The sequence below is a fragment of the Pseudomonas sp. PA-4-8C genome (assembly GCF_021606625.1).
In the GTDB taxonomy this organism is placed as follows: Bacteria; Pseudomonadota; Gammaproteobacteria; order Pseudomonadales; family Pseudomonadaceae; genus Aquipseudomonas; species Aquipseudomonas lactis.
In genome coordinates, this window is sequence record NZ_WKCD01000174.1 from 1 (window position 1) to 11,322 (window position 11,322).

Sequence of the window (11,322 nt, forward strand, 5' to 3'; positions counted from 1 at the left end):
GCGACAGTCTCGTGGGCTCGGAGATGTGTATAAAGAGACAGGCCTAACAGGGATATGCATGTGCTTTGATACTCTGAACAGTGGAAAGTTAACCGTCCATATATGCGAGTTACCGATGCCGACTGCTCCGTTGTCAGCCCGATAAAGCTCCCACATTGAAAAGACCTTCACCACCGTCATTTCATTTCAACAACCCACCATTAAACATGGCAGTAATAAAACCACACATGTTTTATTCGAGGTGGAATACTCGCATCCCCCAAGCACTCTCAAACCTTGATGCCACCGAAGAAAAAAAAGTGCAAACAACAAACTTGACTCAATCAAGCGACACGCTTCAAACATCCAGAAAAACAATCAAACACACTGGAAAAAACAAACTGAACATCAAGCTTCTTGTCTGATTGCTAACAAGGCCACGCCTTACACGACTCGATTGTCCCAACCTACCGAGACATGTCGGGGCAACTCATGACGATGCGCCAGCAACCACGTATCCAACGTATGCCCCACATGGGTCAGCCCCCCCAACTGCGCCCCGGTGTCTTCGATGCTCTGCAGCGCCAGCGTCAGGTCATTGTGATTACGCGGCACCTGCGGCTGGGGCGGCTTTGATCACTGCGCGCCAACCCGCACGCAGCACACTCGCAGCCATGCACCGGAACCTGCCGCGCATCACCGGTGCCCAGCAGCGTCAAGCGCATACCGTGCGCCCGTGGTCCAGGCAGCACAGCAAACGCTCGACGGTATGTGCCAACGGGCCAGAGTTATCCAACACGAACAAGCCCGCCCCATTGCCCGCAATCAACTCGGCAGTGAACCGCGCATTGCGCGCCAGGCGTTCCTCGATGTCGGCCAATGACTCACGCCCGCGCGCGATCAAACGCTGGCGCAACACCGCTTGGTCCACCGTCAGCAGCAATACCAACGACGTCGGGTAACGCTCACGAGCCTGCGCCAGGTGAGCACGGGAGCCGTTGACCAGAACGTCGTCCCCAGCGGCCAGCCAATCGTCGATTTCCCTGGGGATGCCATAGGACAAGCCATTTGCCTGCCAGCTCAAGGCAAATGCGCCCTCGGCTTCCATCAGCGCAAACTGCTCCGGGCTCACCCCTTGCGCCGCTTCGCCCACCGCCTCTGCCGACCGTGTGATCACGCGCCGCACCATACGGCAGCCACGCTCGACCAGGCGTGGACGCGCGGCATCCAGCAGGCTGTCCTTGCCCGAACCCGATGGCCCGATGAGATAGATCAACCTGCCTGCCATCAAAACACCCTCTTCGCTTGTCTCCAGACTTGTTGCACCATCGGCAGCCCTTCGCGGCTCCTGGCTTGCACCAGGTCGGCACGCAGGCCAATGGCGATTTCACCTCGGTCCTTCAAGCCCGCGCCTGTGCCGGCGCCAGGCTGATCATCTGCACTGCGCGGCAAAGATCACCGCCATCTTGTTGATCGGCAGTACGAACGCCGCCTGCAACAGGCTCGCCGGGTAGTAGTCACTGGAAAGTATATCCAGCAATCCCTCGCCAGCCAGGCCGGCGGCGGCCACATTACCCGAGTGCGACCCACCACGCACCACGTTCGGCGCGCCCATCAAGACTTTCATGTTCAGTTGCCGGCAACCGCGCGCGGCTTCCAGGGTGGTGGGAAATTCAGCGATTGTCATGCCATAACGCGCAGACTCTTCACGATGCGAAGCGAGCCGCTCTTGATCTTGACCTGCTTTTGATCTTGATCTTAGGCGCCCCGTCAAACCACGCTGGCCGGAATTCGACAGGGATTTGGGGGGTAAACCGGCAGGGATGCCGGCGGATTACGGGCACACCGAGCCTAAGCGAGGTGCCGAGTGGTGGGGCAAGAGCCCATGGTTACTTTTGGCTGGGCCGGCATTCCGGGCTCTTTTCCAAAAGTGACCCGCTGTCAGAGCGGAACCCTAGGTGGCCGTTACCTAAATAACGGATATGTACCCGGTCCAACTGTGTTGACTGTTAGGCCGTCTTCGCAGGCAAGCCAGCTCCCACATTTTGAGTCCGGGGCCTCAGGTAGAGATGGGTTGGCTGTCAGGCCGCCATCGCAGGCAAGCCAGCTCCGTCAGTTAATAGCATTCCAAATCGAAAATAAAAAAGGCGACCTGAACACGGTCGCCTTTTGTCATTGCGCGTACTGCTTGCTCAACCCCGGCGGCACGCCTTGCACATTGGTTTCTTCCCATGGCCCATTGGGGCTGATGGAGCGGCTCCAACCGTTACTCCAGCGGTAGTAGGTGCGCTGGCGGTAGAAGGTGTCAGGCTGGTCGTCCAGCACATACACCTGCATCTTGCCGTCCCAATGGCTGGCGGCGCCCGGCGGTGGGGCGAAGGTCGGCGATTTGCTTGGCAGAGGTTTGGGCGCCGGTGTCACGGGGCCGGAAGGTTTGGTGCTGGGCTTGGTGCTCGGCTGCGTAGATGGGCCAACAGGTGGAATAGTCGGGCCGGTCGGCGCCGCAGGTGGGCGGTGGACCGCACAGGCGCTCAGGCCGAGTACCAGGCTGAGCAGGGTGATGCGTGCATATGCGGTCATGGGCGTGTCCTCAGAATTACTGGTCCGGAGTGTCGATGGTCAATTGCTGCAGCGCAGTGGTGCTGCTGGCCAACGGTTGGCTGCGGCCGATCCATTCGCCAGTGGTCGGTTGGCCGGCCCGGGATATGCGCGCAACCAGTTGGACTTCGGGGAAGTTGGACAGTTTCAACTGCGGCATCATCGCGTCGGCATCGCCCAGTTCGACGGTAACGGGCAATGCGTCGACGGTCACACGCTTGGCCGCCAAGGGCGCCGGCGGGCCGTTAACGGCGCGGGCGAAGATGAACACGCTGTCGCCTGGCAGGGCCTTGGCTTTGACCTCGGCGGATAGGTCCACACGCACTTTAAGCAGCGCCTTGGGCGCCTGTACGACGCTGCCACCGCTCTCCTTGAGCTTCTCTGCCGCGCGGTCAATTCCGCCTTGCAAGGCGACGCGGGAGTTGTCCTCTGGCGGCAATTGCGCGAGCAGGCGGTTCCAGTAGTCGATGGCTTCCTGATAACGCTGGCCCTCAAAGGCGGCGATACCCAGCAGGCCGAGACTGGTGACTTCCTTGGGGTCGAGCTTCAAGGCTTCGTCGGTCAGCGCCTGAACCTTCGGCGACCACTGTTTGTTGTCGGCAAAGTACTGCGCCTGGGCCCATTGGCCGAGCAATTCCGGTTGGCGCCCGGCCAATGCAACCGTACGTTCAAAGACTTTGGCGGCATCGGCGGCACGGTCCTGGGCCATATAGGCGCGCCCAAGGAAGTACAAACCTTCTGCCGAATCCGGTTGCGCGGCGGCGGCGCGTTCCAGGCGGCGGGTCATATCGGCCATGGATACCGGTGGCTGGGAAAATTCTCGGGTCAGTTCGACCTTGTCGCTCGCGCCATAATGCAGGTACAGCGCGACGCCCAGCACAGGCACCAGAAACGCCGCCAAAAACGGCAACGGTTTGCCTAACCGCGATTCACGGGGCTTTTCCACGCCTTCGGTGTCGGCCAGCAACTCGCGGGCCGCTTCGGCGCGGCCCGTGTCGAGTTGCGCGGTATTCAACACACCTTCGTCCTGCTGCGCTTGCAGCTCGGCGACACGTTCCTGGTACAGCGCCACGTTCAACGCGGTGCGATCCTCTTCGCGCTGGGCACGACGGCCACGCAACACAGGGATCAACAGGAAACTCAGGGCAATCAGTAGCAGCAAACCGGCTGCGAGCCAGAAATCAATCATCAGTCTTGGTGTCCAGCAATTGGTCGAGGCGTTTGCGCTCTTCAGGGGACAGCGCATCAGCGCCATCAATCGGTGCGACGCGGCGACGGCGCACGATCACGGCCATCACCACCACGCCGGCCAGCAACAGCCCGGCCGGGCCAAACCACAGCAGCGCGGTCTTGCCGGTGAGCGCCGGTTTGTAGCGCACGAAATCGCCGTAGCGGTCGACCATGAAGTCGATGATCTGCTGGTCGTCCTTGCCCTCCCCCAGCATGCGGAAGATCTCTCGGCGCAGGTCAGTGGCGATCGGGGCGTTAGAGTCGGCGATGTCCTGGTTCTGGCACTTGGGGCAGCGCAGTTCCTTGGTCAGGTCGCGAAAACGCTCGCGCTCGGCGTCGTTGGCAAATTCATAAGTGTCGATGGCGGCGTGGGCCACACCAGCCAGGCCCAGGGCTAAAACAGCTGCGGTCAACCAACGCTTCATGGCTTGGCCTCATCGACCAGGGCCTGGTACTTGGCGGCCAGTTGCTCGCGCCACACCGTTTCGTCGATCACGCCGACGAACTTGTCGCGGATCACACCTTTGGCATCGATGAAGAAGGTTTCCGGCGCGCCGTACACGCCGAGGTTCAACCCCAGGTTGCCGTCTTCGTCGCGGATATCCAGCTGATACGGGTTATGAAATTCCGCCAGCCACTTCAAGGCCGCCGCATTGTCGTCCTTGTAGTTGATGCCGTAGATCACCACGCCCTTCTCGGCCAGCTTGTTCAACACCGGATGTTCGACGCGGCAAGAGATGCACCAGGTGGCCCACACGTTGACCAGCGCCGGCTTGCCCTGCAAGTCGGCCTGGGTGAGGGTCTTGTCACCCTGCACCGTTGGCAGGTTGAAGGCGGGGAACGGCTTGCCGATCATCGCCGAGGGCAGCTCGGCCGGGTCCAGGTACAACCCGCGATACAAAAACACCGCCATCAGCAAAAACAACGCCAGCGGCACAACCATCAACCAACGCTTCATACCGCAGCTCCCGAAAGGCCCAGCGCTTCACGCACCCGGCTCTTGACCTTGACCCGATAGCGCCGGTCCAACGCCGCGAGCAACCCGCCGAACCCGGTGAGCAACCCGCCGAACCAGATCCAGCGCACGAAGGGTTTGACATGCACGCGCACGGCCCAGGCGCCGTCGCCCAGGGGTTCACCGAGGGCCACATACAGGTCACGGGTGAAACCGGCGTCGATGCCAGCCTCGGTCATCATCGAACTCTGCACGGTATACAGGCGTTTTTCCGGGTGCAGCACGGCGATTTCCTTACCATTGCGCACCACGCGCACAGTACCTTTGTCGGAGGTGAAGTTCGGCCCTTCGAAGTGCTTGGCACCTTCGAAGATGAAGTGGTAACCGGCCAGGTCCATGGACTCGCCCGGCGCCAGGCGCAGGTCGCGCTCGGCGCTGTTCTGGCTGGACAGCACCACCCCAAGGGCGCACACCGCGATACCAATATGGGCGATCTGCATGCCCCAGTAGCTGCGGGTCAGGGTGGGCAGGCCCTTGAGCAAACCCTTGTGACGCGTCTTGTCGACGATGTCACGCACGCCAGCCAGTAACACCCAGGCCGCCAGCAGGAACGTCGCGAGTACCGCCCAATTGAAGTCGCCGTAGGCAAACCCGGCGATCACCGCCAGGGCCACGCTGCCGAGCAGCACCGGCATCAGCATGCCCGCCAGCCATTTCACCGGGGTGTCTTTCCAGCGCACCAGCACACCGACCGCCATCACCACCATCAACAGGCCCATCAGCGGGATGAACAACGCATTGAAGTACGGCGGCCCCACGGACAGCTTGGCGCCGCTCAAGGCGTCCAACACCAGCGGGTAGAGCGTGCCGAGCAGGATCATCGACGCGGCCACCACCAGCACCAGGTTATTGCCCAGCAACAGGGTTTCCCGCGACCACAGGTTGAAACCGACCTGGCTCTTGACCACCGGCGCGCGCAGGGCAAACAGGGTGAGCGAACCGCCGACGACAAACAGCAGGAAGATCAGGATGAACACGCCGCGCTCAGGGTCTGAGGCAAACGCATGCACCGAGGTCAGCACGCCCGAGCGCACCAGGAAAGTGCCGAGCAGGCTGAGAGAAAACGCCGCGATGGCGAGCAGTACCGTCCAGCTCTTGAACACACCACGTTTTTCGGTAACGGCCAGGGAGTGAATCAGCGCGGTGCCCACCAGCCACGGCATGAAGGAGGCGTTTTCCACCGGGTCCCAGAACCACCAGCCGCCCCAGCCGAGTTCGTAGTAGGCCCACCATGAGCCCAAGGTGATACCGGTACCGAGGAAGGCCCAGGCGACGATGGTCCATGGCCGTGACCAGCGCGCCCAGGCGGCGTCGAGACGCCCGCCGAGCAAGGCGGCGATGGCGAACGCGAAGGCCACGGAAAAGCCCACATAGCCCATGTAGAGCATCGGCGGGTGCACGATCAGGCCGATATCCTGCAGCAACGGGTTGAGGTCGTGACCGTCCACCGGGATCTGCGGCAGGATGCGGGTGAACGGGTTGGAGGTCATGATCAGGAACAGCAGGAAACCGATGCTGATCATGCCCATCACCGCCAGCACCCGCGCCAGCATCACTTGCGGCAATTGGCGCGAGAACACCGAGACAGCGAAGGTCCAGCCGCCGAGGATCAAGGCCCACAGCAGCAATGAACCTTCGTGGGCGCCCCACACGGCGCTGAACTTGTAGTACCAGGGCAAGGCGCTGTTGGAGTTGTTGGCAACGTAGGCGACGGAAAAATCGTCGGTCATGAAGGCGTAGGTCAGGCAACCAAAGGCGAACAGCAAGAAAGCGAACTGGCCCCAGGCGGCCGGCTGCGCCAGGCTCATCCACAGGCGATCGCCGCGCCAGGCACCCAGCAAGGGCACCACGGCCTGGACCACCGCAAAGCACAGCGCGAGGATCATCGCTAACTGGCCCAACTCAGGAATAAACAGTGCGGACGTCATGGCTTAGCCCTCCTTGGCTGGGGCGGCGGGCGCGGTTTGGCCGCTGTCTTTCAAGGCTTTGGTGACCTCGGGCGGCATGTATTTTTCATCGTGCTTGGCCAGCACTTCGTCAGCCACTACCACGCCGTCGGCGTTGAGCTTGCCCAGGGCGACAATGCCCTGGCCTTCGCGGAACAGGTCCGGGAGAATGCCGCGATAGGTGATGGTCACGGCCTTGTTGAAGTCGGTGACCACGAAGGTCACGTCCAACGAATCGCCGGAACGCTTCAACGAGCCCTGCTCCACCATGCCGCCGGCGCGGATGCGCGTATCGACCGGCGCTTCGCCATTGGCGATCTGGGTGGGCGTGTAGAACAGGTTGATGTTCTGCTGCAAGGCGCTCAGGGCCAGGGTCACGGCAATGCCGACGCCGACCAGGATGGCAAGGATGATCAACAGACGCTTTCTACGCAGCGGATTCACTTTTCAGTCTCCCGGCGCAGACGTCGCGCCTCTTGTTGCAGGTAACGTTTGCGGGCCAGGATCGGCGCGGCGACGTTGAGGGCCAGCACCGCCAGGCAGATGCCATAGGCCGTCCAGACATACAGGCCGTGATGGCCCATGGCGAGAAAATCACTGAAAGAAGCAAAACTCATCCGCGTGCTCCCAGGCAGTTTTGCACTTCGGCTTTGACCCAACTGGTACGGGCTTCACGCTTGAGCACTTCAAGGCGCATGCGCAGCAGCAATACGGCACCGAAGAAACAGTAAAAGCCCAGCACCATCAGCAGCAACGGCGCCCACATTTCCACGGGCATCGCTGGTTTTTCGGTGAGGGTGAAGGTGGCGCCCTGGTGCAGGGTGTTCCACCACTCCACCGAGTACTTGATGATCGGGATGTTGATCACGCCGACAATCGCCAGCACCGCGCAGGCCTTGGCGGCGCTGTCGCGGTTGCTGATGGCGTTGCCCAAGGCGATCAGGCCGAAATACAGGAACAGCAGGATCAGCATCGAGGTCAGGCGCGCATCCCACACCCACCACGAACCCCAGGTCGGCTTGCCCCAGATTGCACCGGTCACCAGCGCCACAGCGGTCATCCACGCACCGATGGGCGCGGCGCATTGCAGGGCCACATCGGCCAGCTTCATCTTCCAGACCAGGCCGACGATGCCGCACACCGCCAGCATCACATAGCAGGACTGGGCCAGCATCGCGGCAGGTACGTGGATATAGATGATGCGAAAGCTGTTGCCTTGCTGATAGTCCGGCGGCGCGAAGGCCAGGCCCCAGACCAGGCCGATGCCGATCAGCAGGATGGCGGCGATACTCAACCACGGCAGCAGCTTGCCACTGATGCCATAAAACCATTTGGGCGAGCCGAGCTTGTGAAACCAGGTCCAGTTCATTGCTGTTTCCATCACGGTGCTTTTCGTCGTGGCGAAAAGCTCAGGGTCTTTACTGACTCCGCGTCGTTAACGCCGGGTCAGACCTCATTATTCACCGACGCTGATTTTCAGGCCGGCGGCTATAGCAAAAGGTGTCAGGGTTACCGCCAGGGCGGTCAGGCTGCCAAGCCACAAGAGGTAACCGGTCGCCGGCATGCCCATGAGCGCGGCTTGCAACGCGCCACTGCCCAGGATCAACACCGGGATATACAAAGGCAGAATCAACAGAGCCAACAACAGCCCGCCACGCTTCAAGCCGACCGTCAACGCTGCGCCCACCGCCCCCAACAGGCTGAGCACCGGCGTGCCGAGTAACAAGGACAGGAGTAGCACCGGCAGGCATTCAACGGGCAACCCGAGCATCATGGCAAGCAGTGGCGAGAGCAAGACTAGCGCCAAGCCGGAAAAAGCCCAGTGTGCCAGCACCTTGGCCAGTACCAGAAGTGGCAAAGGGTGCGACGAAAGGACCCACTGTTCCAGGGAACCGTCTTCGAAATCACTGCGAAACAGCCCGTCCAGCGAGAGCAGAACCGATAAAAGCGCGGCGACCCACACCAGTCCCGGGGACAAGGTTTGCAACAGTTTAGTCTCCGGGCCGACCGCCAGCGGGAAAAGCGCAATCACGATGGCAAAGAACACCAGCGGGTTGGCCAGTTCGGCGGGGCGACGGCACAACAGCCGGGCTTCACGGGTGACCAACAGGGCGAACACACTCATAGCGACCACCGCCCCAGGTCCAGCTCACGGTAGCCAGCCGGCATGCGCGCCAAGGTGTGGTGGGTGGTGAGCACCACCAGGCCGCCTTGTTCGCAGTGCTGGGCCAGGTGCGCTTCGAGTTGAGCCACGCCTTGTTTGTCGAGGGCCGTGAAGGGTTCGTCGAGAATCCACAGCGGCGGGCCGGGCAAGTACAAGCGGGCGAGGGCCACGCGGCGCTGCTGGCCGGCAGACAGGGTGTGGCAGGGAACATCTTCAAAGCCCTTGAGGCCCACCGCGGCCAGGGCCTGCCAGATGGCGTCACGGGAAGCAGGATGATGCAGGGCGCTGAGCCAACTGAGGTTTTCTTCAGCGGTGAGTACGTCCTTGATGCCGGCGGCGTGGCCGATCCAGACCAGGTTGCGCGCCAGCTCGCTACGTTGTTCGTTCAACGGCTTGCCGTTGAGACGCACCACGCCGGCCGTGGGCTGCATCAGCCCGGCCAGCAGGCGCAGCAGGCTGGTCTTGCCGCTGCCATTGGGGCCACTGACTTGCACCATGTCCCCACCCGAAAGCCGCAGGTCGAGTTGCTCGAACAGCAGGCGCAGGTCGCGTTCACAGGCAAGCGCTACGGCTTCAAGAAGAGGGCTGGTCAAAAGATCGCGGGCCTTTACGGTTCAAGTCGGCGGTGCAGCGGCCGTTATAGAGAGATGCACAATAACGGCTTTGGCGACCGATTTTAGAGAGCTGGATCAAATAGTTGTGAGTTTTTACCGCTCTCTTTGCAGACGGGCGGCATTATACATGCGATGCCCTACTCTAAAGAGGGCAATTTCCCCAGAGACGATGCGCACGATGACCGGTGAGATCAATCTTCCTCCACTGCCGCCAGCCTCCGCGCCCGGGCCTGCTCCGCTGCCAGGGGCCGGCGCGTTGCTCAAACTGCTGGAGCCACAGGCCGGGTTGATCGAGCCGGGGAAAACCGTGAACGCTGAGGTCATCGCGCTTAAACAAGGCGGCGAGGCCTTTCAGTTGCTGCTCAAGTTGACCCTCGCAGGCGGCCGACAAACCCTGGTGCAGGCCAGCAGTGCCCAGCCCTTGCCCCTGGGCAGCAATGTGGCGGTGAGCCAGACGCCTGCGGGCAATCTGGCCATCACCTTGCAGCAAGCCATGAGCGCCAACGTGGCCGCCCTCACACGCCTCGACACCACGCAAATGCCGGTGGGCACGCTGCTGCAAGCCAAGGTGCTGACCACGCAGATGCTGCCCCAGGGCACGGCGCAACCGGCAATCTATCGCTCGCTGGTGAGCGTGCTCAATAACGCCCTGGCCGGTGCCACCCTGGCGTTGGAAAGCCCTCAGCCGCTGAGGGTGGGCAGCTTGCTCAGTGCCGTGGTGCAGAACGCGCAAACCCTGAACTTCGTACAGCTGAGCGGCTTGAAAGACCAACTGGCCGTGGCGCAACAACTCGCCACTCAGCAAAGTCGCCAAGGCTCGCTGGACGCGGTGTTTAGCGCCTTGCAAAACCTGCCCCGTGGTGACAGCACATCGGCTGAGCTGCGGGCCGCCGCCGAGCGATTATTGGCGGCCTTGCCCGATCTGGCGCAGGTCAGCAATCCCAAGGTACTGGCCCAGGTGGTGCAGAACAGCGGCGCCTTTCTGGAAGCCAAATTGCTTGCCGGGCAGAACCCGCAAATCCCACCGTTGGACATGAAAGGCGCGCTGTTACGCCTGGTCGCAGACCTGCTGCCTGCCCTGCCCGCCAGCACCAACCTGAATGCGATTCTCGCCGCCAATACGCTGGCCCAGGTGTTGCCGCACTTTGTGCGCAGCCCGCTGAACACCCTCGGCCAGGTCGGCGCCCGGCAGATACCCGCCGGCTTCCCGCTGCCCGAAAGACTGATGGCAAAACTGGAAGGTGAAGGCGACCTGGAAAACCTGCTACGCCTGGCCGCCGGGGCGATCTCGCGCTTGCAGAGCCATCAACTGTCGAGCCTGGAACAGACCGGCACCACCGCCGACGGCCGCCTGCAAACGACCTGGCAGCTGGAAATCCCCCTGCGCACCCTGCAAGACATCGTGCCGTTGCAGGTCAAGTTCCAGCGCGAGGAGCCCGCGCCAGACAAGGACCAGCCCGAGCGCAAGGATAAAAAAGACCCGAAACAAATGCTCTGGCGCGTCGAACTGGCCTTCGACATGGAGCCGCTGGGGCCGTTGCAAGTTCAGGCGCAGCTGTCCCAAGGCAAACTGTCCAGCCAGCTGTGGGCCAGCCGCCCGTTCACCGCCAGCCTGATCGAAAGCCACTTGGGCAGCCTGCGCGAGCGCCTGGTGTCATCCGGGCTCAACGTCGGCGACCTGGATTGCCATCTGGGCACCCCGCCACGCGGACCAAAAACCGGATTGGAACAACGCTGGGTGGATGAAACCGCATGAAAAACGCCGCCCCACCCCGC

At 62.0% G+C, this 11,322-nt stretch carries 12 protein-coding genes and 2 pseudogenes; 1 reads left to right on the forward strand and 13 read right to left on the reverse strand.

The window, feature by feature from the left end; all coding sequences use genetic code 11:
- Window positions 1–423 precede the first annotated feature (423 nt).
- The 13 genes and pseudogenes from GIW04_RS21060 to ccmA form a co-directional block, all read right to left on the reverse strand.
- A pseudogene (locus tag GIW04_RS21060) lies at window positions 424–615 on the reverse strand (phosphonate metabolism protein PhnP); the annotation flags it as partial.
- A gap of 79 nt (window positions 616–694) precedes the next feature.
- Entirely contained in the window at window positions 695–1,267 is a 573-nt protein-coding gene (gene phnN, locus GIW04_RS21065; protein WP_003189968.1) for a phosphonate metabolism protein/1,5-bisphosphokinase (PRPP-forming) PhnN, read from the reverse strand.
- A pseudogene (locus tag GIW04_RS21070) lies at window positions 1,267–1,738 on the reverse strand (alpha-D-ribose 1-methylphosphonate 5-triphosphate diphosphatase); the annotation flags it as partial. The pseudogene GIW04_RS21070 and the gene phnN, both read right to left, overlap by 1 nt.
- Window positions 1,739–2,151: 413 nt before the next feature.
- A complete protein-coding gene (locus GIW04_RS21075) occupies window positions 2,152–2,559 on the reverse strand; it encodes a lipoprotein (RefSeq protein WP_034135170.1) in 408 nt (135 codons plus the stop codon).
- Window positions 2,560–2,575: 16 nt separating this feature from the next.
- Window positions 2,576–3,766 carry a c-type cytochrome biogenesis protein CcmI gene (ccmI, locus tag GIW04_RS21080; protein WP_032892671.1) on the reverse strand — a complete coding sequence of 397 codons (1,191 nt, stop codon included), beginning with the start codon at window positions 3,764–3,766 and terminating at the stop codon, window positions 2,576–2,578.
- Entirely contained in the window at window positions 3,759–4,232 is a 474-nt protein-coding gene (locus tag GIW04_RS21085; RefSeq protein WP_003189960.1) for a cytochrome c-type biogenesis protein, read from the reverse strand. Before GIW04_RS21085 ends, ccmI begins: the two co-directional genes overlap by 8 nt.
- Complete coding sequence (locus tag GIW04_RS21090; protein WP_003189958.1) at window positions 4,229–4,765, reverse strand: DsbE family thiol:disulfide interchange protein; 537 nt, start codon at window positions 4,763–4,765, stop codon at window positions 4,229–4,231. Before GIW04_RS21090 ends, GIW04_RS21085 begins: the two co-directional genes overlap by 4 nt.
- Window positions 4,762–6,750: a heme lyase CcmF/NrfE family subunit gene (locus GIW04_RS21095; RefSeq protein WP_120247724.1), complete on the reverse strand. Its 1,989-nt coding sequence runs from the start codon at window positions 6,748–6,750 to the stop codon at window positions 4,762–4,764. Before GIW04_RS21095 ends, GIW04_RS21090 begins: the two co-directional genes overlap by 4 nt.
- Before the next feature lie 3 nt (window positions 6,751–6,753).
- Entirely contained in the window at window positions 6,754–7,212 is a 459-nt protein-coding gene (ccmE, locus tag GIW04_RS21100; RefSeq protein ID WP_034135169.1) for a cytochrome c maturation protein CcmE, read from the reverse strand.
- Window positions 7,209–7,385: a heme exporter protein CcmD gene (ccmD, locus tag GIW04_RS21105; protein WP_003172771.1), complete on the reverse strand. Its 177-nt coding sequence runs from the start codon at window positions 7,383–7,385 to the stop codon at window positions 7,209–7,211. The genes ccmE and ccmD overlap by 4 nt, the downstream gene beginning before the upstream one ends.
- Entirely contained in the window at window positions 7,382–8,137 is a 756-nt protein-coding gene (locus GIW04_RS21110) for a heme ABC transporter permease (RefSeq protein WP_003189953.1), read from the reverse strand. The genes ccmD and GIW04_RS21110 overlap by 4 nt, the downstream gene beginning before the upstream one ends.
- Before the next feature lie 87 nt (window positions 8,138–8,224).
- The gene (ccmB, locus tag GIW04_RS21115) at window positions 8,225–8,893 is read right to left on the reverse strand and encodes a heme exporter protein CcmB (protein WP_120247723.1); all 669 of its coding nucleotides are present in this window, start codon (window positions 8,891–8,893) and stop codon (window positions 8,225–8,227) included.
- Window positions 8,890–9,525, reverse strand: coding sequence for a cytochrome c biogenesis heme-transporting ATPase CcmA (gene ccmA, locus GIW04_RS21120; RefSeq protein ID WP_034135168.1), 636 nt, complete (start codon window positions 9,523–9,525; stop codon window positions 8,890–8,892). Before ccmA ends, ccmB begins: the two co-directional genes overlap by 4 nt.
- Window positions 9,526–9,724: 199 nt before the next feature.
- Between ccmA and fliK the strand changes: the two genes are divergently transcribed.
- On the forward strand, window positions 9,725–11,302 hold the full coding sequence (gene fliK / locus GIW04_RS21125) for a flagellar hook-length control protein FliK (protein ID WP_120247763.1): 1,578 nt from the start codon (window positions 9,725–9,727) through the stop codon (window positions 11,300–11,302).
- The last annotated feature ends 20 nt before the right edge of the window (window positions 11,303–11,322 follow it).